Genomic DNA, 21,231 nt, shown 5'->3' with positions numbered 1-21,231 from the left:
GCGCCAACTGACAAAGTGCCCGGGGAAAATCCGCCGCCTGTGGCCACGGGGGACGACCGGGCCTACTGTCCACCTCAACGAATGCCTTACCGAAAGGTGGCACATGAAAGGCGATCTGACCGCCGCGGTGCACCGTGGCGCCGTTGAAGAGATCCGCGAGCTGCTGCGAGCCGGCGCCGACCCGAACGAGCGCGACCCCGGGACCGGGCTCAACGTCCTCATGATCGCCGCAGGGCGGGCGGACGCCCCCGCCGTGCGCGCGCTGCTCGACGCGGGAGCCGACGTCTTCACCGCCGACGCCAGGGCCGGGGCGACCGCCCTGCACAAGGCCTGCCAGGGCGGCAGCGCGGAGGTGGTGCGCGACCTGCTCGACGCCGGCGCCTTCGTGGACTCGGTCGCGGCGACGACCGGTCACACCCCCCTCATGGACGCTCTGTGGTTCAAGTGGCCGGACATCGTCGCGGTGCTCCTCGACCGCGGCGCCGGGCTGAACCTGTCCACCCACTACGGCTTCTCGATGAAGGAGCACTTCCAGTACGAGCTCAACGTCAACACCTTCGGCAAGGAACGGCTCATCGAGTCGGACAAGCTCCTGCGGGCCCGGCAGGAGGCCGACGATTCGGCTGCCCGCGAGCACGCCCTCATGAACGCCGTGACCGCGGGCGATGTGGCCGCGGTGCGCGAACTGCTCGCCGCCGGGTTCCCCGTGGACACCCGCTGGCCGGTGGTCAACGGGTTCAACGACGCGCACACCGCCCTGCTCGTGGCTTCCCGGGACGGGCACACCGAGATCGTCCGCGAACTGCTCGCCGCGGGCGCCGACGTCAACGCCGTCGAACCGACGTTCGGCGCCGTCCCGTTGCACAAGGCGGTCTACAACGGGCACGCCGACATCACCCGTGAGCTCGTCGCCCGGCCGGGCATCAACCTCGGTTTCCAGGGCGGCACCAACGGCTACAGCCCGCTCCACGACGCCATCTGGCACGGCTACGCCGAGTGCGCCAGGATCCTGGTCGAGGCGGGGGCACCGCTCGACCTGACGGGCCACGACGGCAAGACCCCCCTCGACCTGGCACAAGAGGTCCTGGGAGCCGACCACGAGGTCACCCTGCTCATCGCGGGAGGCGGCAATGCGGGACACTGAGGCCTTGGTCATCGGCAGCGGATTCGGCGGCGCGATCGCCGCGCTGCGGCTCGGCGAGGCCGGCGTCCAGACGATCGTGCTGGAGCGCGGGCGCCGCTGGCCGGTCACCGAGACGCACGACACCTTCGCCACCTACGACGCCCCCGACGGGCGGGCCGCCTGGCTCAGCCCGGTCACCGTCGCCCCCGCCCAGGACGACGTGCCGATCGACGTGTACACCGGGGTGCTCGAACGTGTCAGGGGCGCCGGCATGGACGTGCTCGCCGGCGCCGGCGTCGGCGGCGGCTCCCTGGTCTACAACACCGTGCTGTACCAGCCGAGACGGGACTTGTTCGCCCGGGTCTTCCCCGCGTGGCTCGACTACGACGAGCTGGACGACCTGTGGTACCCGCAGGTCCGCCGGACCGTCGGGGTCTCCACCATGCCCGCGGACGTGCTCGCCCACGAGCGTTACCGGGGCCAGCGGGTGTTGCTCGAGGAGGCCGCCGCGGCCGGGATGCAGGCGCGTCTGTTCGAGCAGGGGCTCGACTGGGACGTCATCCGCGCCGAGCTCGCCGGGGACGTCCCCGCCTCGCTGATCGCGGGCCAGGTCTGGTACGGCTCCAACAGCGGCGCCAAGCGCAGCCTCGACCGCACCTACCTCCCGCTGGCCGAGGCCACCGGCAAGGTCGAGGTGCTGGCGCTGCACCTGGTCACCGGCGTGCGGGAGGACGGCGACGGCTACGTGGTCTCCGTCGACGAGCTCGACGACAACGGCCGCGTGCTCGCCCGCCAGGAGATCCGTACCCGGCACCTCTTCCTCGCCGCGGGCTCGGTCGCGACCACCCGGCTCCTCGTCCGGGCCAGGGAGACCGGCGCGCTGCCCAAGCTGGCCGACTCGGTGGGCACGCGCTGGGGCGCGAACGGCGACCTGGTGATCATCAGGAGCGGCCTGCCTCCGACGGGCCCGGGTGAGGGCGGCCCGGCGGGCGCCGTACTCGAGGACCTCGACAATCCGGTGGCGCCCGTCGCCCTGGCCTGCATGCCCATCCCCCAGGCGAAGATGCCTGAGGGGTTCATGGGCCTCATCGGCATGGGCCTGGGCCCGGCCAAGGGCTTCTTCACCTACGACGAGCGCACCGACTCGGTGAACCTGACCTGGCCCGCCGACGACCCCGACGTCACGGTCATCGCCGACGGTGCGCGAGCGGCGCTGCGGCGGCTCGGCACCGGGGCGATCGAGGCCGTCGACGCGAGCCTCACCGGCCACCCCTGCGGCGGCGTCCCCCTGGGCATCGCGACGGACAGGTACGGCCGGGTGAACGGCTGTCCGGGGCTCTACGTCGTCGACGGGGCCCTCATCCCGGGGGGCGGTGCCGCGTGTACCAACCCCGCGCTGACCATCGGCGCGCTCGCCGAGCGAGCGCTCGCCGCCATCGTCCCCGACATCGTGGAGGGATAGACACCGATGAGTTCCTCGAGGCACGCAGCACTCGTGACCGGCGGTTCGAGCGGAATAGGCCTGGCGTCCGCCGGTGCGCTGGTATCACGCGGGTTCGCGGTGACGATACTCGGCAGGAACGAGGCCAGGCTCCGTAACGCCGCCGACCGGCTCGGCGCGGAGGCCGCGCGCCACGGCACGCAGGCGGCGGTGCACGCCGTCGCGACCGACATCGCCGATCCGGCGGCCGCGCACGCCGCGGTCGCCGCGCACGCCGAGCGATGGGGACGGCTGGACGTGCTGGTCAACAGCGCGGGCGTGCTGGCGGCAGGCCCACTCGACTCCTACGACGCGGCCACCGTGGCCGGGGTGCTGGACGTCGACCTGCGCGCCACGATCCTGTTCTGCCAGGCCGCGCTGCCCTACCTGCGCAAGGCCGCGCGCGACGGGCGGCCCCTCATCGCCAACATCGCCTCGATCTCCGGCAAGCGCGCCGACGCCGGCTTCTCCCTGTACTGCGCGGCCAAGTTCGGCGTGGTCGGCTTCACCGCCGCCATCCAGCAGGAGCTTGCGGCCGACGGGGTGTCCGCCTGCGCGATCTGCCCGAAGCTGGTGGACACGCCGATGGCCGACTGGGCGCGCTCCTGGGCTCCCAGGTCGTCGATGCTCCGCCCGGAGGACGTCGCGGCGGCGGTGCTCCGGCTGGTCGACCTGCCCGCTGGACGGGTGCCCGCCGAACTCGTACTGTCCTGATCGCCACCGAATTCGTACCGTCCCGGCCCGTACTGCCCTGGGAGGCCCGTGAGCACCAGCCGCTCCCCCGCCCTGCGTCACCTGGCTGGCTCCACCGAGGCGACGCACCCCTCGTGGCTGGAGCTCTTCTTCGACCTGGTCTTCGTCGTCGCCGTCTCCGAGCTGGCGCGCCTGCTCCACGAGGACCTGACCCTCCACGGGCTCCTGGTGTTCTGCGCGCTGTTCGTCCCGGTGTGGTGGATGTGGATGAGCTTCGCCTACTACGCCGACCTGTTCGAGACCGACGCGACGCACTTCCGGATCGCCCTGCTGGCGGGCATGTTCGGGTCGCTGGTGCTCGCGGGCACGATCGGCGTCGCCATCGCCCCCGTCGAGGCCGGCCACGACGGGGCGCACGGCTTCGCGCTGGCCAACGCCGTGCTCCAGGCCATCCTGGCCGGGCTGTACGGCTACGCGCGCCGGGCCACGTCCGCGGGCCCGGCGCGGCCTCCCTCAGGGGACGCCCCGGCGAGCGCGGCGCAGAACACCGCGCTCCGCAGGTTGTGCGGGGTCTACGTGTCGGGGTTCGGCGGCGGCGGAGCCCTCTGGCTGGCCTCGACGGCCGTCCCCGCGCCCTGGCACCTGGCGCTGTGGGCGCTGGCGCTGCTGGTGGAGATCGCCACACCCTTCGTGGCCTACCTGTCGGTCGACTCCCCGCCCGCGCACGCCTCCCACCTGCCGGAACGGCTCGGCCTCTTCACCCTGATCGTGCTCGGCGAGACGGTGATCGCCGTCGCCTGGGGTGCCAGGGGTACGACCTGGACCGCCGCGACGCTTCCGGTGGCGTTCCTCTCCTTCGTGATCGTCGCGTGCCTGTGGTGGGTCTACTTCGAGCACGTCGACCATCGCGTGATCATCAACGCGCTCACCAGCGGACGGTCGTCCCTGGTGCGGGGCTTCGCCTACGGGTACGGCCACCTGCTCATCTTCGCCGGGCTCGCGGCCACCGCGGTCGGCTCAGAGGTCCTCATCGAGCACGCCGACGCCGGACACATCCCGGCGGCCGCGGGCCTCGCGCTGACCGGCGGGGTGGCCGTCTTCCTGCTCGCGACGACCGCGGCGCACCTGGTGATCCGGCGCCCCCTGCGCAGGGGCCTCGTCGTGGCCCGCGTCGTGACGGCGGTGAGCGTGCTGCTGCTCGGTCTCCTGTCGCCCGCCCTGTCCCCGCCCGTGGGGATCGCCGTCCTCGCGGGCCTGCTGGCCCTGCTCACCTGGGCGGAGGTCAGGAACCGGCCACAACTGGACGATCCGGACCGGGTGTAGCCGCGGCGTCCCCGGCCGTCGTCTCCGGGGCTCCCGTGGTCGCCACGGGTGCCCCGGGCAGCCTCACCTGGAAGCGGGTGTCGCCCGGCCGCGAGCAGACCGTGATGGACCCACGGTGCAACTTGGTGACGATCCGGTGGGACAGGTGCAGGCCGAGCCCGGTGCCCGAGCCGATGTCCTTGGTGGTGAAGAACGGCTCGAACACCCTCGGGAGCACCTCGGGGTCGATTCCCGGACCGGTGTCGGCGACCTCAACCAGGACGCAGCCGCCCTCGCCGCGCACGCTGACCCGCAGATCCCCGCTCCCGCCCATCGCCCCGGCGGCGTTGTCGATCAGGTTGGTCCACACCTGGTTGAGCTCGGTCGGATGGCCCGGCACGCGCGGCAGCGGCTGGGCGTAGTCGCGGACGATCGTGACGCCCGCCAGCTTCGGCCGCAGCATCGCCAGCGTCGACTCCAGGCCCTCACGCACGTCGACGTCGGTCTCCGGGGCCCGGTCCAGGTTGGTGTACTCCTTGGTGTTCCTGACGATCGCGGAGATCCGGGTGCCCGCGTCCCGTACGTCCACGACGCACGAGCGGACCCGGAAGCTCTCCGACAGGTAGCTCAACGCGATGGGGAGGCGGTCGGCCCGCAACGGCCGCGCCAGGTCCTCCAGCCACTCCACGTCCAGGCCGCGTTCGGCCAGCAGCGCGGCCAGGGGCGCCCCGTCGGCGAGCCCGTGATCCTCCAGCCAGTCCTGGAGTTCCTCCTCCAGCAGGCTCACCTGTAGCGCGTCGCCAGGTCCCGAACCGCGCGGGTGGGCGAGCCAGTCCCGCCGGGCGGCCTGTACGGCCTCGCGCTCCGCCTCCTGCGCCGTCTCGCCCCAGGTCTCGGCCGCCGCCTCCAGCCCGGCAACGGCGGCGTCGAGCTCGCCGATCGCCCGGGTCACGGCGGAGACGGGGTTGTTCAGCTCGTGGGCGATGCCGGCCGCCAGGGTGCCCAGCGAGGCCAGCGTCGAGCGTCTCCCCCCGCTCACGATCATGTCCTGGGCGCGGAGCGCCAGGACGGGGACGACCAGTTCAGAAACCTGCGGGACGCGTACCAGCATCTGCAGGAAGACGTCCCTGTCGTAGAGGGCGACACGGCTGTCGCCGACCGAGGCGGCCGTGGCCAGGTAGGCGTCGCCGGCCAGCACGCACAGCTCTCCGGTGAACGTGTGCGCGAGCGAGGCACGGGTCTCCGCGTCCGGCCTGGTCGAGTGCCGGGCGAGCACCTCGTCCCGGTCGTCGACCTCCTTGGAGATGAGCAACTCGCCGTCGAGCAGGACCACGAAGAAGCGCGCGGGCGCTCCCTCGGAGAAGAGCACCTCACCGTCGATCAGCTCGCGGGGGCGCCCCGCCTCCGCGAGCCAGCTGTACTGCTCCCCGGTCAGTCCGCCGAAGAGCGGATGCGCCCGGAGTTCCTCTTCGAGCAGGCGGTTCGCGCCCATGGGTCGGCTCCTCTCACCTCAGGTGGAACGGAGCGTCGCATCGGCCGATCCCGCGGTCAAAGCATCCGGTCGCACTTTGTCGGGTGCGGGGGGCGTCCGGGACCCGCGCACGGCGGATTCGCCGAACTAAATCAGGTTCCCGACCGCGGATCGGAGCCCGTACCTACGATGAGGGTCCCAACATGAGCAGGCCTTGGTTTCGGAGACCGTCATGGTCTGGTCCCCGTAGGTGAACGAGGAGGTCACGCACACGTGAGCGAAGGAATCGGCAAACCGGTGATCCTCGCGGTCGACGACGATCCCCAGGTGCTCAGGGCCGTCCGGCGCGACCTGCGCAGCACCTATTCCGGGAGCTACCGGATCCTGGGTGCCTCCTCCGGCAAGGAGGGGCTGGAGATCCTCGACGCGCTGGACGAACGCGGCGAGGATCCCGCGCTGTTCCTCGTCGACCAGCGGATGCCGGAGATGGCCGGCGTCGAGTTCCTGCTGGAGGCCGGGGCGCGCTTCCCGGACGCCAGGCGAGTGCTCCTCACCGGGTACGCGGACACCGACGCCGCGATCACCGCGATCAACCGGGTCAGGCTCCACCACTACCTGATGAAGCCCTGGGACCCACCGCAGGAACGCCTCTTCCCCGTGCTCGACGACCTGCTGTCCGACTGGACGGCCTCCCATCGGCCCGCCTACCAGGGCATCAAGGTCATCGGCATACCGGTCTCCCCAGCCACCCACGCCGTCAGGGACTTCCTGACGCGCAACGAGCAGCCGTTCCGGTTCCTGGACGTCGATCTCGACTCGGAGGCCCAGCGGCTCGCCGAGGGACGGCGGGACGCCCTGCCCCTGGTGCTGTTCGCCGAGGGCGACCACCTGGCCGCGCCGACCAGCGTCCAGCTCGTCGAGCGGCTCGGGCTGCCGACGTCCGCGACGCGCCCGCACTACGAGTCCGTCATCATCGGGGCGGGCCCCGCCGGGCTGGCTGCGGGCGTCTACTCGGCCTCCGAGGGGCTTTCGACCCTGATGGTCGACTCGGACGTGCCGGGCGGACAGGCGGGCACCTCCAGCCTGATCGAGAACTACCTGGGGTTCCCCACCGGGCTCGCCGGCAGCGACCTGGCCCGCAGGGCGGTCTCGCAGGTCCGTAGGTTCGGGGCCGAGCTGCTGTATCCGGTCGAGGTCACCGGTCTGCGCAGGGCGGATCCTGCGCGTGTCATCACACTGGCCGACGGCACCGAGATCAGCGCAGAGGTGGTGCTGCTGTCCATGGGAGTGTCCTACAACCGGCTGGACGTCCCCGGCGCCGACCGCTTCGCGGGCGCGGGCCTGTACTACGGCGCCGCCATGACCGAGAGCCAGGCATGCGCCTCGCAGCACGTCCACGTCATCGGGGGCGCCAACTCGGCCGGGCAGGCGGCGCTGCACTTCGCCAAGTACGCGCACAAGGTCACCATGCTGATCAGGTCGGACTCCCTTGAGGCGGGAATGTCCCAGTACCTCGTGGACGAGATCCGCAGGACCCCCGCCATCGAGGTGCGGCTGCGGACGCGGGTGGTCGAGTTCTCCGGGCAGGAGCGCCTTGAGCGCATCACGCTCGCCGACGCGGCCACCGGTGAGACGGCCGAGGAGCCGGCCGCCTTCGTCTTCACCTTCATCGGCGCCCGGCCCCGCACCGGGTGGCTCGACGGCGTGGTGGCGCGCGACGAGCACGGCTTCGTGCTGACCGGCTCCGACGTGCCCGCTGAGGCCTGGAGCCTGGAGCGCGAGCCGTACCTTCTGGAGACCAGCGTGCCGGGCGTCTTCGCGGCCGGCGATGTCCGCTCCCGCTCGGTCAAGCGGGTCGCGTCCGGGGTCGGCGAGGGCGCGATGGCCGTGGCCCTCATACACCGTTATCGCAGCGGAACTTAAAGCCCGAGAAAGAACACATAAAACAGTCCAACCCCCAATAATTCACACAACTTAACCGAGATGCATATTGCCAGACCAAAGGCGATGTGGTGACAATATATACATGTCGGGAATTCTATCGGGAAAGGTGGCCCTTATTACCGGGGCCAGCAGCGGAATCGGCGCCGCGGCGGCACGGGTATTCGCCCGTGAAGGCGCGGCGGTCGTTCTCACCGCACGGCGGGAACGGGAATTGAGCGACCTGGTCGACGAATTACGGGGAAAGGGTTTCGAGGCTGCCTATTCGGTGGCCGACGTGACCCGCCCCGAGGAGGTCGACCGGGCCGTCTCCACGGCCGTCAGGACGTTCGGGCGGCTCGACGTCGGGTTCAACAACGCGGGACTCGCCGCCGAGCGCTCCCCCATGCACCTGATCGACGACACGGTGTTCGACGCGATCGTCGACGTCAACCTGCGCGGGGTCTGGTACTGCATGCGCAGCCAGATATGCCAGATGCTGACCACCGGCGGCGGCTCGATCGTGAACACCAGCAGCGTCGGCGGACTGGTCGCCACCCCGGTTGCCTCACCGTACGTGATCTCCAAGCACGCGGTCGTCGGGATCACGAGGGCCACCGCGGCCGAGTACGCCAAGCACCACATCCGGGTCAACGCGATCGCACCCGGGACCACCAGGTCGGAGATGCTGGAGGCGTGGTTCGCCCTGCGCCCTGGAATGGAGGAGACACTGCACGCGATGACCCCACAGGGCAGGACCGCCGAACCGGAGGAGGTCGCCGAGGCAGCCGCCTGGCTGGCCAGCGACCGAGCCTCCTTCGTAACCGGCGTGACCCTGCCCGTGGACGGCGGTTACACCCTGGTGTAGCCATCCTCGACGGAGCCTTTTGGAACGTTCTCGGACCTCGCTGAGGCTCCCTCGGGACCGGCGGAGGTCCCGGCGGGATCGAACCGGGAGGTCCGGTCGTCCGGCACCATCCCGGGCAGCAGCAGGCTCCAGAAGTCGGTGAGCCTCTGGCGCAGGTCACGCCTGCCCGTCGTCGCCTGCGACACGATCTGAGCACCCGTGAAGGCCGCGACCACGGTCCCGGCCACCGCGTCGACGTCGATCTCGGGGCGCAGGTCACCCTCCCGCTGGGCTCTCACCAGCAACTCCCTCGCGCCGCCCTGCCACAGCACGTGGGTGGTGAAGTTGTCCTTGGAGAAGGTGCCGTACTCGATCGCCAACCGCACGCTCGCCCTGGTGATGACATTGTTCTGCAACTCGGCGGCGAACCCGTGGCTGGCGTCGATGAGGGCCTGGAGAGGAGTCGTCTCACCGGAGACCAGTGAGGCCAGTAGCGTCTCGTCGGCTCCGAGGATCGCTCTGGCCAGCTCCTCCTTCGAGGAGAAATGGAAGTAGAGCGCCCCTTTCGTCACCCCACAACGCTCGAGGATCACCGCCATCGTCGTGGCTGCGTAGCCGTACTCCTCGAACACCTCGGCCGCGCCTTCAAGGATCCGCTGCCTGGTCACTCGCGCGCGTTCCTGTTTCACCATTACGGAAGCAGTTCCTCCTAAAAAAATACCGCTCGGTCGGTATTCTACGCCCTCATTCCCCTGAAACGCAGGAGCTCTAGGGAGGTAGTACCCCATGGCTGCACACGACTTAATCGACATATCGGTCGACCCCGCGCTTTTCGAGCAGACGGTCTCCCGGCGGCTGGTGCACCGCACGGCGGTCTCCGAGGTGATGATCACCGGTTGGCGCTCCATCGACGACAAGACGTCCGTCCTGGCAGCGCAGTGGCCACGCGGGCACAGCTTCTACCGGCCGGTCGGGGGGTGTTGCGACCCGCTGCTGGCTGCGGAGACCATCCGCCAGGCCGGGCTCGTGGTGAGCCACGCCGAGCTGGACTGCCCGATGGACCGCTGCTTCCTCATGTGGGACCTCTCCTACGAGGTGGATCCCGGCGACCTGGTCGTCGGCACCGCCCCGACCAACCTGGTGCTCCGCTTCACCCGCAGCCAGGTGCGCCACCGGGGCAGGAACCTGGCCGGTCTGCGCGGGCACGTGGACTTCTACCGGGACGGACGCCTGGTCGGCATGGGAGAGGGAAGCTTCGACTGTGTCTCCCAGGCGGCCCACGACCGGCTGCGCGCCTCGGTCCTCAACGGGCGCCCGGCGGAAACTCCCCCGCTCCCCGACCCGATCGCCCCGTGGCTGGCCGGCCGCGACCTGTCGCGCGACGTCGTGCTCGCACCGACCGGCATCGACCACACCTGGCTGCTGCGAGTGGATCCCGCGCATCCGGTGCTCTTCGACCACAGCCTCGACCACGTCCCCGGCATGGCGCTCATGGAGGCCATGCGGCAGGCGGCCCTCGCTGTCACTCATCCGCTGCCCCTGATCCCCGTGAAGATGGACGCCACCTTCACCCGCTACGTGGAACTGTGGGGCGACTGTCTGGTCCGCGCCCACACCGAGGAGGCGCCACCCGGCGGAGAGGTGGCGATCCGGGTCTCCATCGAGCAGTTCGGCTCGGTCGCCGCCGCAGGCCTGGTCTTCGCCGGCCCGCCCACCGGGACGTGACCCGGCCGACCCGCGGCGGCGGCCGTCATGACGTACGGCCCGCCGCCCCGGCGATATCTTGGGCGCAAACGTCCGGGAGCGGGGTGGGTGGATGCCGGGGATCGCGTGGATCGGAGAAGCCGATCGGAGGACTCGCCCGCACCGGATACCGGCCGTCACGGCCGTGCTCGCGGGCACCCTCCTGGTCACCGGCGGCTCGGTGCCGATCCTGCCTGCCCTCCTGAACCGGGTGACCACCATCGCCTACGCGATCGAGGCCGGAGAGAGCAGGCCCGGCTGGCGGGGCGGGGAGATCCCCTACTCGTGGGGCGGCGGCCACGACGACGTCCCGGGCCCCTCCTTCGGCACCTGCGCAGGCTACCGGGGCGCGATCACGCCGTGCCCCGCGACCGCGACCCGAGGGCTCGACTGCTCCGGGCTCACCAGATGGGTCTACCGGCTCGCCTACGGCAGGGACGTGCTCGGCCCCGGCAACACCGACGACCACCTCCGGCGCCTGAGGAGGATTCCCGCCGCCGTGGCGCGCCCCGGTGACCTGGTTTTCTACGGCAGGCTCGGCAGGCACGCGAAGACCCACCACGTGGGCATCTACATCGGCGGCGAAAAGATGATCAACGCGTTGCGGACCGGCACCGAGGTCCGGATCGACCCGCTTTCCGCCATCGGGGACTTCGCCGGATACTTCCGCTACTCGTAGGACCCTGTTCGCAGGGCGGGAGCCGGCTCAGAGTTCGAGCAGGGCCGGGGCCAGCTCGCGCCACTGCCGGGCGGGCAGGCCCCCTTCCGGTGACAGGACCTGGACGCAGACGTGGTCCGCGCCCGCGTCGAGATGCTCGCGCACCCGCTTGGCGATGCCCCCGGCGTCCCCCCACGCGACCAGGGCCTCGACCAGCCGGTCGCTGCCGCCCTCGATCAGGTCGTCGTCGCCGAAGCCGAGCTCGTCGAGCTCCGCCGCCGCCTCTCGCACCTTGGCCACAGGCTGGCCGTCGAAGGCGAAGGTCCACACTCCCACACGCCCGAGATTCACGCTCATGGATGAAAGCTCCCCGCAGAATCAACCGGAGGATGTCTCCGGATCGCTTCCAGAATACGGAGGCTTCCTCCGCTTGACAATGGGCCACCAGACGGCGAAGCCGTGCGGGCGGGGACCCGGAACAGCCGGCGCGGACGCCGGTGAGCCCGCGCAGGATGCCCGAGCCGCGCGGGCGAGGTCAGGAACGGCTGGTGCGGATGCCGGTGAGCCTGCGCAGGATGTCCCACCAGAAGGAGGCACCGAACAGCAGGGCGAACACGGTGACCAGGTAGCCGGGCCAGTGGCCGATCGTGATCAGGCGATTCCACCAGGTGGTGGCGTTGAAGGTGAAGGACGGGCTGCCGGCGTCGTCGGCGGGGATCGTCACGCTCATCATGGCGTGGTCGAAGATCTTGACCAGTGCCGGGGAGCTGAAGACCTCGGTGACGCAGGAGTACGGCTCGACGGAGCCCGCGACGGCGCACTTGTCCTTCAGGGAGTCCTTCAGCTCGGCCGTGCCGTCCCCGCCACCGCCCGCGATGGCCGCGACCGCGGCCCGGTAGGCGTTGTCCCGCAGCAGGGTCTTGCCGTACTCGAGCGAGTCCATGCTGAACAGCAGGGTCAGCGTCAGGGCCAGCGCGAAGACCACCCACTTGACGTAGCGGCGGTAGAGCTTGGACAGGCGCTGCATCTCCCCGTCGAACCAGTCCTCGACACCCTTGCGGAACTTGCCCATGTCCCGCTGGGCGCCCTCCCACACACCCCGCAGGTGCCCCGCGAGCGGACTGTGGATGGCCTCAAGCTTGGCGATCAGTCCCTCGACGCCGTCCTCCTCCGCGGCGACCAGCTCCAGCAGCGCCGAGGAGAACCGCTCCGGCGGGATGTCGGCGATGCTGGTCCTGGTGCCCTTGGGGTGGTCGATCTCTTGGAGGCGCTCGTAGAGACGCTTGGTCATGTCGACCGGGGGCGCGGAGGCCTTCGCCGCGAGCACCGCACCGGGATCGACCGGCATCGGCTCGACCACCGGCGGCGCGGGGTCGGGGTCGTGCCGGGGACGTGGGTCGTGCCTGGAGAAGGGAAGCTTGGCGAAGACGTCAATGATCTTCGACGGGATCCAGGACACGCCCTTCCTCGGGCCGCCGTCCAGAGTGTCGCGAAGGTAGGCCCACAGGAACTTGCTGCGGATGCCGAGCAGCCTGACGATGGCCTCGTTGAGGCCGCTCACCAGGAGCGACAGCAGCAGGAAGGCCAGCACCAGGCCGATGGCCAGATCAATGTAAACCGATAGCAAAGTAGATCACCCGCACCGTTGATACACGCCGGTCCCAGGAAGCGCAACGCCATCGCACGAAATGGGTCCCGCTCGTGTGGAAGTCCGTCCTCGGGGAGAGCGCTGCGTGCCGCCCCGACCAGTCCTCCCTCATGCCGCCCGAATCACCGCACCGCCAGGGGCGCCATACCTCCCCGGCCACCGTAACGGTTCAGTCGCCGTAGAAGACGCGTTCCATGACCAGGCGGGCCCGGCGGGTAACCCGGCGGTAGTCGTCGACGAAGCTCCCGCTGGCGTCGGGCGGGTAACCGAGGGTGCGGGAGATGAGCCCGCGTTCTCGGACGTCAACCGGAATGGAGTCGGCGGCGCGGCCCCTGACCAGCATGATGGCGTCGCGGACGCGTGAGGCGAACCGCCATGCCCCGGCGAGCGCGGCCTCGTCGGCCTCGGAGAGCAGGTTCTCGGCGACCGCCCCGCGCAGGGCCTCCAGGGTGCGGGTGGTCCGCAGCGACGGCAGTGGCCCCGCGTGACGGAGCTGGAGGAGCTGGGCCACCCACTCGACGTCGGAGAGGCCTCCCCTGCCGAGCTTGGTGTGCAGGGTCGGGTCGGCGCCCCGCGGCAGCCGCTCGGCCTCCATCCTGGCCTTCAGCTTGCGGATCTGCAGCACGGCCGCGTCGGGGATGCCGTCGGCCGGGTAGCGCAGCGGGTCGGCCAGAGCGAGAAACTCGGCGCCGAGCGAGGCGTCCCCCGCGGCGAGCCGGGCGCGCAGCAGTGCCTGGGACTCCCACGGCGACGCCCAGCGCTCGTAGTAGGCGGCGTAGGAGGCCAGTGTGCGGACGAGCGGGCCCTGGCGGCCCTCGGGACGCAGGTCGGGGTCGATGAGCAGGGGCGGGTCGGGGGCGGGCAGCGCCAGCAGACGGCGCAGCTCGTTGGCCACCGCGAAGGCCACGTCCGTCGCGTCCCTCTCCGCGACGCCCGCGAGGGGCGAGTGCACGAACATCACGTCGGCGTCGCTGCCGTAGGAGCACTCGAGGCCGCCGAGGCGGCCCATCGCGATCACCGTGAACCTGGTGCCGAGCGGGGCGCGCCGCTCCATCTCGACCTTGCCGATCGCGGCGTCGAGCGCGGCCTGGATGGTCACGTCGTTGAGCGCGGACAGCGCCTGGCCGACCCGTTCGACGTCGATGTGCCCCGAGAGGTCGGCGGCGGCCGTACGGACCAGTTCCCTGCGCCGCAGCCCGCGTGCCGCGGCCACCGCGCTCTCCGCCTCACCCGGGTAGCGACCGACGGTGGCCCGTGCCTCCGCCAGCAACGCCTCGGCGGGCCTGGGATCCAGCTCGGCGTCCGCGCCGAGCATCGCGACCGCCTCCGGGGCGTGCAGCAGCAGGCCCGTCACATAACGGCTGGTCCCCAGCAGCCGGGCCAGGCGCGAGGCGACCGCGGTCTCGTCGCGCAGCAGCCGCAGGTACCACGGGGTCGCGCCGAGCTTGTCCGAGACCTGCCGGAAGCCAAGCAAACCCGCATCGGGGTCGGGGGCGTCGGCGAACCAGCCGAGCATGACCGGGAGCAAGGTCCGCTGGATCGCGGCGCGGCGGGAGACTCCGCTGGTCAGGGCACTGATGTGGCGCAGGGCTCCGGCCGGGTCGCCGTAGCCGAGCGCCTCGAGACGGGCCTGCGCGGCGGCGGTCGAGAGCCGGGCCTCCGACTCGGGCAGCCGCGCGACGGCCTGCAGCAGCGGCCGGTAGAACAACTTCTCGTGCAGGCGCCTGGCCTCCATCGCGTGGCGCCTCCAGCGGGTGGTGAACTCCCCCACCGGGTCGCTGGTCATGCCCAGACCGCGGCCGAGGCGCCGCAGATCGGCCTCGCTCTCGGGCACCACGTGCGTACGGCGGAGCCGGTAGAGCTGGATCAGGTGCTCGATCCGGCGCAGGAAGGTGTAGGCCTCCGCGAGCGCCTTGGCGTCGTCCCTGCCCACGTAGCCGCCCCTGGACAGGGCGGCGAGCGCGGGGAGCGTGGCGCGGCGGCGCAGTAGCGGGTCGAGGCGGCCGTGGACGAGCTGCAGCAGTTGCACGGCGAACTCGATGTCGCGCAGCCCGCCTGGCCCCAGCTTGAGCTGGCGGTCCGCCTCGCCCCCGCGCACGTGGGCCTCGACCCTGCGGCGCATCGCCTGCACGTCCTCGACGAACCTGTCCCGGGTCGCGGCCTGCCAGACCATCTCGTTCGCCGCGGAGACATACTGCTCGCCGAGCTCGAGGTCTCCGGCGACGGGGCGGGCCTTCAGCAGGGCTTGGAACTCCCACGTCTTGGCCCAGCGGCGGTAGTAGGCCTGGTGGCTGGCGAGGGTGCGGACCAACGGCCCCGACCTGCCCTCAGGGCGCAGTGCGGCGTCGACCTCCCACAACGACCCCTCGGGGGTGCTGGCCGAGCAGACGCGCATCATGCTCTTGGCCAGGCGGGTGGCCAGTTGGACGGCCTCGGTCTCCTCCGCGCCCTCCCGTGGCTCCGCCACGAAGACGACGTCGACGTCGCTGATGTAGTTGAGCTCACGCGCGCCGCACTTGCCCATGCCGATGACGGCGAGCCGTACCGAGCCGGGGTCGGCGTGCTCGGTCCTGGCGACGGCGAGCGCCGCCTCGAGCGCGGCTCCCGCCAGGTCGGACAGCTCTGCGGTGACCTCGGCCAGCGAGACCTCGCCGAGGACGTCGCGGGCGGCCAGGTGGAGCAGGCGGCCCCGGTAGGCGACCCGCAGCGCGGCCAGGGTCGCGGTGCCGACGCCCGACGCCCTCGGCTCGGGGTCCTCGGGCTCCGCGCCGACCGCGCGCAGCAACTCGGCACGAAGCTCGTGGTCGGCGGGCCGCCGCAGGGACCGCGTGCCGCTCAGGAGGCGCCAGTGCTCGGGGTGCCTGACCACGTGCTCGCCAAGGGCGGCGCTGACCCCGAAGACGCCGAGCAGCCTGGCCCGCAGGACGGGGTCGGAGCCGAGCGCCCCGAGGATCTTTTCGTCCTGCTCGGCCAGCCGGTTGAGCGAGGTGAGCGCCAGATCCGGATCCGCCGTCGCCACCAGGGAGTCGAGCAGGCCGGGATCGTTGGCCGCCTCGGGGCCCAGCTCCTCGAGCAGCCGCCCCGCCCTGGCCCCGTCCGCGAACCCGAGCCTGGCCAGCCGCCCCGCGGTCGTCTGTATCCGGGGCACGGCGTCCACCGTCCCTCCCTCGTCTCCGGTCCAAGCATGGGTGGCCTTCCCCGATCCCCACCCGGCCACCCCTGCCCGGAGCCGGGTTCTGCCCGGGGTTGCGGCACGGACGCCGGCGGGGGTCCGTACGCCGTCGGCGGGTCCCTGTGCGTCTCCGCCCGGTCAGCCGGACCTGACGACGGCGGCAAAGCGCTCGGCGAGCGTCCGCCAGGCGGCGATCAGGCCTTCCTCCGCCTCCTTCGCCCTCGCGTTGAGCTCCTCGACCGAGTAGCCGAGGCCGGTCAGGTGGTCGGCGGACTGAGCCGTCCAGTCGGTGAAGATCTCAACGGTGGCCTCGGGGTGGAACTGCACCCCCCACGCCCGCTCTCCCAGGCGGTAAGCCTGGTTGGGGTAGGGGTCGCCGGTGGCGAGCGGCACCGCGCCCTCGGGAAGCCTGGTCATCGCGTCACCGTGGTACTGCACCGCGGGAACCGGGCCGAGACCGGACAACAGCCGGTCGTCGGCTGCCGCGGGGAGCGGGACGACCTCGGTGATGCCGACCTCAAGGCCGTGCTCGCCGCGTTCGACGGCGCCGCCGAAGGCGAGCGTCATCAGCTGGGCGCCCAGGCAGACGCCCAGGGTCGGCACCCCGCCCTCGACCGTGCTCCGGATCAGGGCGCGGGTCGCGGGCAGCCAGGGGTACTGCTCGTCCTCCCACGCCGCCGCCGAGCCGCCGAGCACGATCAGGCCGTCCGCCGCCCGGTCGGGCACCGGCTCTCCTCGATGGGGCCGGACGACCTCGCAGTCGACGCCGCTCTCCGCCAGCCACCCGGCGAAGAATCCAAGACCTGCCCCGGCTTCGTTCTCGACGACGGTAATTCTCATGCGGTAATTATCGGCGAAAGCCATGCAAGACCCCATACCGGTCCTTGGTGGACCCGTCGGACGCCCAGCCGTACGGGGTGGTTCGGCGGATCACCGGAACGCGCGGGCTCGTCCCGTGCGCGTCGTCGCCGCCGCAGGCTCCTCGCGGATCACCGGGGGCTGTCACAGGCGGGCAGCCCCCGGTCCGCGAGACTCAGGCGGGAGCGATCCAAACGGCCTTGGCCGCGGCGACCAGGGTGCCGTCCACCTCGTAGACGGCGCTCTCGCCGAAGAGCTTGCGGCCCTCGCGCCCCGTGGCGCGGGCGACGACCGAGTAGGTGCCGCCGGGGTAGACCCGCCGGTTGACCTGGGCGGTGAGCCTGCCGAGCAGGGCGAACTCACCGGGCGTGAAGTGGGCCCAGCCGGTGGCGCAGTCGAGGGCGGCCCAGATGATCGCGTCGGGGACGACGCCGTCCTCGTCGGTGACGGTCATCGGCACCCGCCAGCCGGCAGCGACCAGATCGGTGCCGGGCACCGGACCGGGGAAGATCCGCAGGCCGTCACCCGGGGTGCGCAGGCCGCAGGTGAAGCAGCCGGGGAAGGCGTGGCCGGTGAGCCCGGCGAAGCCGCCCTCGGCGCGGGCCGCCTCATTGAAGGGGACGAACGCGGGGGCGGTGAGCTGCTCGGCGACCGGGATGGCCTCGACGAGCAGGGTGTCACCGTGGGTGAGGGTGGCACTGTTGGCCAGGTGACGCAGGGAAAGCTCGGTCTCCAGCGGCGTGGGCGCGTGTAGCGTGACCTCGACGGCCGAGTCGTGCCGGGCGCCGTGTGACGCCTCGGAGACCGTGCCCGCGATCCATCCGCCGTTCGCGGAGCCCTCGGGCCCTCGGAAACGCGCCGGAACCGTCACCACGGTCTGCAGCTCGGCAGCCGTCGTCATGCGGCACCTCCTGTCGCCTTTTATGGCGATTCATCCTCGAAAATCACTCTAAACGGACCGACCGATTTTACCGGAGTCGTTGCGCAGACAGCGAACCAGGTGGCGATGATCCGCGAACCAACGGCACCTTGCCACATGTTGTCCGGCATGGAACCGCAGGGGGCGCGCCCGTCTCTCGAGCCCCCAGCGACGACCTCCCGGTCCTCGCCCCGCCGGGACTCGCCACGGCCGGCGGCCCGCGTCCGAGAACCAGCCGAAAACAGGCACGCCGGTGACGGCCCGGATGACGACGATCACACGGTACGGGCGCCAGAGGCGCCTACGCCGTTGAACCCTACCGCGCCGCCGGAGCACGCGCGCAGGGCGCGGAGACGCCCTCCCCGCACCCTGGGGCCCCTAGAGAACCGGGAGATACCGGCCGAGCTCGAACTCGGTGACCTGGCGACGGTACTCGCGCCACTCGGTGCGCTTGTTGCGCAGGAAGTAGTCGAAGACGTGCTCGCCGAGGGTCTCCGCCACCAGCTCACTGCGCTCCATCACGGCGATGGCCTCGTCGAGTGACTGCGGCAGCGGCTGGATGCCCAGGGCGCGGCGCTCGGCCGAGGTCAGGGCCCAGACGTCGTCTTCGGCCCCAGGGGGCATCTCGTAGCCCTGCTCGATGCCCCTCAGGCCCGCTGCGAGGATCACCGCGAAGGCGAGGTAGGGGTTGCAGGCCGAGTCGAGCGAGCGGAACTCGATGCGGGTCGAGCCGCTCTTGTGGGGCTTGTACATCGGCACCCTGACGAGGGCCGAGCGGTTGTTGTGGCCCCAGGAGATGTAGCTCGGAGCCTCGCCGCCCGCCCCGGCGATCGCCTCCGCGCCGCCCCACAGCCGCTTGTAGGAGTTGACCCACTGGTTGCAGACCGCGGTGATCTCTGCGGCATGCGCCAGCAGGCCACCGATGAAGGACCTGCCGACCTTGGAGAGCTGGTAGTCGGCTCCCGGCTCGTAGAAGGCGTTGCGATCCCCCTCGAACAGCGACATGTGGGTGTGCATGCCGGAGCCGGGGTACTCGGTGAACGGCTTGGGCATGAAACTCGCCCAGATGCCCTGCTCGAGCGCGACCTCCTTCATGACCAGGCGGAAGGTCATGATGTTGTCGGCGGTGGTGAGCGCGTCCGCGTAACGCAGGTCGATCTCCTGCTGGCCCGGGCCGCCCTCGTGGTGGCTGTACTCGACCGAGATGCCCATCGACTCCAGCATCATGATCGCGTTACGCCGGAAGTCGTGCCCAGAGCTGTGCGGGGTGTGGTCGAAGTAACCGCCGTCGTCGATCGGCTCGGGGCGCCTGCCCTGCTCCGGCCGGTTCTTCAGCAGGAAGAACTCGACCTCGGGATGGGTGTAGAAGCTGAACCCCATGTCGGAGGCCTTGGCCAGGGTGCGCCTGAGCACCCAGCGCGGATCGGCGTGCGAGGGCGAGCCGTCCGGCATGAGGATGTCGCAGAACATCCTGGCCGCGCCCGGCGTCTCGCTGCGCCAGGGAAGGATCTGGAACGTCGAGGGATCGGGCTTGGCGAGCATGTCCGACTCGTAGACGCGGGCGAAGCCCTCGATCGCCGAGCCGTCGAAGCCAATGCCCTCGGCGAAGGCCCCCTCAAGCTCAGCAGGGGCGATGGCCACCGACTTCAGGAACCCGAGCACGTCGGTGAACCACAGCCGGATGAACCGGATGTCGCGCTCCTCGAGGGTACGGAGAACGAACTCCTGCTGGCGGTCCAAAAACCTCTCCTCACACTGCCGACGCCGACGTGGTGCGACACGTCTGGCCTCCTACCAGTCTGCCCGTTCCGTGTTTCGCGCACGTTACGGGGCAGGACGGCGCGACGCGGCGTCGAACCCGTCGTGTCTCCACCGACAGATTCCATCATTCCCAGAACCGTCCCCGGAACATCCCCTGGCCGGTCCGAAAGCGGATGGAACCGTTTCGAGACCGGGGCGCCCGGCCCAGGACCGGGTGCGGGCACCGGGCGACCGGCGGCGACCGCATGACGGGGGCCGTGGGCGGAGGCCGTATGACAGGAGCGTGCGGCGGGACCGTGACGCAACCATGACGGAACCGCGCGCAGACCCTCGGCCCGTGGACGGGACACGCCCGGCGGGAGCGGTGCTGGCACCTGGCCTGACCAGGCGAAACAATGCGGGCCACCGGCCCGTGAGCGCCGATCCGCCGCGGCCGGCGGTGACTCACGGCGGTCCGCGCCCATTCGGGGCGATCCAGGGCGGCCCACGGTGGTCGCGGTACGGCGAAGCGGGAAACCCCCATCGGCCGTGACCGGGCTCCCCGGCCGGAGCACGAGCCCGCGCCCGGCCCGGGACCCATCGCGGTCCTTCGCGACCGGACCTTGGAAAACTACGTTCTTCGGGGGAAGACGACGATGCGCACCCAACTCCACGGACCGCCGGGCGGGACCTCGCCGGGGATCCCGCTCGGCGAACGGCTCGCGGCGATGTCGGTGCCGTGCCCCATGCATCCGTCGGTGCACCGGATCGAGGCCGCGGTCATCGACTGGGCACGCAGGACCGGCCTGGACGCCGATCCCGCGGCGGGGGTGCACCTGCTGGCGGGGCGGGCCTTCGCCCGGCACGACACCGGCACGGCGACGCTGTTCGCGTGCTGGCTGACATGGCTGTCACGACTGCGCCGCGAGCCTTCCGCGTTCGCGGGGGTGCTGGCGGTCGCCGGGGGCGGCGAGCCGGGGCCGGCACCGGTCGAACGGGCCTTCGCGGACCTGTGGCGGGCCTGCGCGCCCGGCATGAGCGACAAGTGGCGCGAGCGGTTCAGGGCCGGGCTCGCCGCCCAGCGCGCGGCGCTGCTCGGCGCGGGCGCGTCCTCCGTCTCCGTCGAGGACTATCCGGCGCGGGGCAGGGCCGGGTTCGGGCGGTACCTGTTCGACCTGGTCGAGCCGTGCGCCGGGGTCGAGGTGCCCGCCTCGGTTCAGGAGAGCCCCCGGTGGCGGTCGGTGGTCGAGGCCAGCGGCGACGTGGTGACCTGGTGCGACGACCTGGCGACAGGGGGCGGCTACGTGGCGGCCGCCTCGGCCTTCCTGCACCGCGAGACCGTCCCCGGGACCACCACCGCTCCCAGGACCGCCCCCCGGACCGCCACCGGGGTGACCGGCGAGACGGCCCCGGTGGCGGGAGCGGTCCCGGGGACGGCCGTCGAGTGGGTCGTCGACCGCGTGGTCGACCGGATGGAGGAGCTATGGACGGCCGCCCGCACCCTCCCCACGCTCGTCGAACGGTGCAATCTCGGCCTCGCCGCCTCCCGCGAGGTGATCCAGGTGGCCTGCGCCTTCTTGACGATTCCCAGGGCTTACCTGGAGGGACTTCTGGAATCCCCTCGCTATCGTCACCTAGAGTGACCGCCTGAGTTCTT

General features: G+C 71.3%; 17 protein-coding genes. 9 read left to right on the top strand and 8 right to left on the bottom strand.

The window, feature by feature from the left end; all coding sequences use genetic code 11:
• The first annotated feature begins 103 nt into the window (after nucleotides 1-103).
• Genes AB0395_RS02415 through AB0395_RS02400 form a run of 4 tightly spaced genes read left to right on the top strand, consistent with a single transcriptional unit; the run spans nucleotide 104 to nucleotide 4,619 of the window.
• A complete protein-coding gene (locus AB0395_RS02415) occupies nucleotides 104-1,144 on the top strand; it encodes an ankyrin repeat domain-containing protein (RefSeq protein ID WP_366276182.1) in 1,041 nt (346 codons plus the stop codon).
• The gene (locus AB0395_RS02410) at nucleotides 1,131-2,585 is read left to right on the top strand and encodes a GMC oxidoreductase (protein WP_366276181.1); all 1,455 of its coding nucleotides are present in this window, start codon (nucleotides 1,131-1,133) and stop codon (nucleotides 2,583-2,585) included. The genes AB0395_RS02415 and AB0395_RS02410 overlap by 14 nt, the downstream gene beginning before the upstream one ends.
• A gap of 6 nt (nucleotides 2,586-2,591) precedes the next feature.
• A complete protein-coding gene (locus AB0395_RS02405) occupies nucleotides 2,592-3,317 on the top strand; it encodes an SDR family oxidoreductase (protein WP_366276180.1) in 726 nt (241 codons plus the stop codon).
• Between the two features lie 48 nt (nucleotides 3,318-3,365).
• Nucleotides 3,366-4,619 (top strand): low temperature requirement protein A, encoded by a 1,254-nt coding sequence (locus AB0395_RS02400; protein WP_366276179.1) that lies wholly within the window; start codon nucleotides 3,366-3,368, stop codon nucleotides 4,617-4,619.
• On the opposite strand, the gene AB0395_RS02395 is transcribed toward AB0395_RS02400, so the two are convergent.
• Complete coding sequence (locus AB0395_RS02395; protein ID WP_366276177.1) at nucleotides 4,579-6,090, bottom strand: ATP-binding protein; 1,512 nt, start codon at nucleotides 6,088-6,090, stop codon at nucleotides 4,579-4,581. The genes AB0395_RS02400 and AB0395_RS02395 overlap by 41 nt on opposite strands.
• Before the next feature lie 252 nt (nucleotides 6,091-6,342).
• Between AB0395_RS02395 and AB0395_RS02390 the strand changes: the two genes are divergently transcribed.
• A complete protein-coding gene (locus AB0395_RS02390) occupies nucleotides 6,343-7,992 on the top strand; it encodes an FAD-dependent oxidoreductase (protein WP_366276175.1) in 1,650 nt (549 codons plus the stop codon).
• Between the two features lie 103 nt (nucleotides 7,993-8,095).
• The gene (locus AB0395_RS02385; RefSeq protein ID WP_366276173.1) at nucleotides 8,096-8,857 is read left to right on the top strand and encodes a glucose 1-dehydrogenase; all 762 of its coding nucleotides are present in this window, start codon (nucleotides 8,096-8,098) and stop codon (nucleotides 8,855-8,857) included.
• Here the strand turns inward: AB0395_RS02385 and AB0395_RS02380 are convergent.
• A complete protein-coding gene (locus AB0395_RS02380; RefSeq protein WP_366276172.1) occupies nucleotides 8,842-9,528 on the bottom strand; it encodes a ScbR family autoregulator-binding transcription factor in 687 nt (228 codons plus the stop codon). The genes AB0395_RS02385 and AB0395_RS02380 overlap by 16 nt on opposite strands.
• Nucleotides 9,529-9,622: 94 nt before the next feature.
• On the opposite strand from AB0395_RS02380, the gene AB0395_RS02375 reads away from it, so the two are divergent.
• Both AB0395_RS02375 and AB0395_RS02370 read left to right on the top strand, forming a co-directional pair.
• Nucleotides 9,623-10,561, top strand: coding sequence for a ScbA/BarX family gamma-butyrolactone biosynthesis protein (locus AB0395_RS02375; RefSeq protein WP_366276171.1), 939 nt, complete (start codon nucleotides 9,623-9,625; stop codon nucleotides 10,559-10,561).
• A 91-nt stretch (nucleotides 10,562-10,652) separates the two neighbouring features.
• Nucleotides 10,653-11,258: an NlpC/P60 family protein gene (locus AB0395_RS02370; RefSeq protein WP_366276170.1), complete on the top strand. Its 606-nt coding sequence runs from the start codon at nucleotides 10,653-10,655 to the stop codon at nucleotides 11,256-11,258.
• Between the two features lie 27 nt (nucleotides 11,259-11,285).
• Here AB0395_RS02370 and AB0395_RS02365 read toward each other — a convergent pair whose 3' ends face one another.
• The 6 genes from AB0395_RS02365 to AB0395_RS02340 all read right to left on the bottom strand — a co-directional run bounded on the left by AB0395_RS02365 (nucleotide 11,286) and on the right by AB0395_RS02340 (nucleotide 19,574).
• A complete protein-coding gene (locus AB0395_RS02365; RefSeq protein ID WP_366276169.1) occupies nucleotides 11,286-11,594 on the bottom strand; it encodes a hypothetical protein in 309 nt (102 codons plus the stop codon).
• A 178-nt stretch (nucleotides 11,595-11,772) separates the two neighbouring features.
• Nucleotides 11,773-12,864 (bottom strand): hypothetical protein, encoded by a 1,092-nt coding sequence (locus tag AB0395_RS02360; RefSeq protein WP_366276167.1) that lies wholly within the window; start codon nucleotides 12,862-12,864, stop codon nucleotides 11,773-11,775.
• 190 nt (nucleotides 12,865-13,054) lie between these two features.
• Nucleotides 13,055-16,042 carry a bifunctional [glutamine synthetase] adenylyltransferase/[glutamine synthetase]-adenylyl-L-tyrosine phosphorylase gene (locus AB0395_RS02355; protein ID WP_366276166.1) on the bottom strand — a complete coding sequence of 996 codons (2,988 nt, stop codon included), beginning with the start codon at nucleotides 16,040-16,042 and terminating at the stop codon, nucleotides 13,055-13,057.
• A gap of 153 nt (nucleotides 16,043-16,195) precedes the next feature.
• The gene (locus AB0395_RS02350; protein WP_366276164.1) at nucleotides 16,196-16,897 is read right to left on the bottom strand and encodes a type 1 glutamine amidotransferase; all 702 of its coding nucleotides are present in this window, start codon (nucleotides 16,895-16,897) and stop codon (nucleotides 16,196-16,198) included.
• Nucleotides 16,898-17,090: 193 nt separating this feature from the next.
• Nucleotides 17,091-17,816, bottom strand: coding sequence for a hotdog fold domain-containing protein (locus tag AB0395_RS02345; RefSeq protein ID WP_366276163.1), 726 nt, complete (start codon nucleotides 17,814-17,816; stop codon nucleotides 17,091-17,093).
• 396 nt (nucleotides 17,817-18,212) lie between these two features.
• Complete coding sequence (locus tag AB0395_RS02340) at nucleotides 18,213-19,574, bottom strand: glutamine synthetase family protein (protein ID WP_366276161.1); 1,362 nt, start codon at nucleotides 19,572-19,574, stop codon at nucleotides 18,213-18,215.
• Nucleotides 19,575-20,230: 656 nt separating this feature from the next.
• On the opposite strand from AB0395_RS02340, the gene AB0395_RS02335 reads away from it, so the two are divergent.
• Nucleotides 20,231-21,217, top strand: a complete 987-nt coding sequence (locus AB0395_RS02335) for a terpene synthase family protein (protein ID WP_366276159.1) — start codon at nucleotides 20,231-20,233, stop codon at nucleotides 21,215-21,217.
• Nucleotides 21,218-21,231: the final 14 nt, after the last annotated feature.

Source organism: Streptosporangium sp. NPDC051023, from assembly GCF_040689595.1.
GTDB lineage: Bacteria > Actinomycetota > Actinomycetes > Streptosporangiales > Streptosporangiaceae > Streptosporangium.
The sequence above is the reverse complement of the archived record's forward strand: the minus strand, read 5'-3'. Positions and strand labels throughout refer to the sequence as shown.

Bases quoted from the DNA above. Each gene is read 5' to 3' on its own strand.
- AB0395_RS02415 (WP_366276182.1), top strand. From the start codon at position 104: ATGAAAGGCGATCTGACCGCCGCGGTGCACCGTGGCGCCGTTGAAGAG.
- AB0395_RS02385 (WP_366276173.1), top strand. From the start codon at position 8,096: ATGTCGGGAATTCTATCGGGAAAGGTGGCCCTTATTACCGGGGCCAGC.
- AB0395_RS02410 (WP_366276181.1), top strand. From the start codon at position 1,131: ATGCGGGACACTGAGGCCTTGGTCATCGGCAGCGGATTCGGCGGCGCG.
- AB0395_RS02405 (WP_366276180.1), top strand. From the start codon at position 2,592: ATGAGTTCCTCGAGGCACGCAGCACTCGTGACCGGCGGTTCGAGCGGA.
- AB0395_RS02395 (WP_366276177.1), bottom strand. From the start codon at position 6,090: ATGGGCGCGAACCGCCTGCTCGAAGAGGAACTCCGGGCGCATCCGCTC.
- AB0395_RS02370 (WP_366276170.1), top strand. From the start codon at position 10,653: ATGCCGGGGATCGCGTGGATCGGAGAAGCCGATCGGAGGACTCGCCCG.
- AB0395_RS02350 (WP_366276164.1), bottom strand. From the start codon at position 16,897: ATGAGAATTACCGTCGTCGAGAACGAAGCCGGGGCAGGTCTTGGATTC.
- AB0395_RS02365 (WP_366276169.1), bottom strand. From the start codon at position 11,594: ATGAGCGTGAATCTCGGGCGTGTGGGAGTGTGGACCTTCGCCTTCGAC.
- AB0395_RS02335 (WP_366276159.1), top strand. From the start codon at position 20,231: ATGCGCACCCAACTCCACGGACCGCCGGGCGGGACCTCGCCGGGGATC.
- AB0395_RS02380 (WP_366276172.1), bottom strand. From the start codon at position 9,528: ATGGTGAAACAGGAACGCGCGCGAGTGACCAGGCAGCGGATCCTTGAA.
- AB0395_RS02375 (WP_366276171.1), top strand. From the start codon at position 9,623: ATGGCTGCACACGACTTAATCGACATATCGGTCGACCCCGCGCTTTTC.
- AB0395_RS02345 (WP_366276163.1), bottom strand. From the start codon at position 17,816: ATGACGACGGCTGCCGAGCTGCAGACCGTGGTGACGGTTCCGGCGCGT.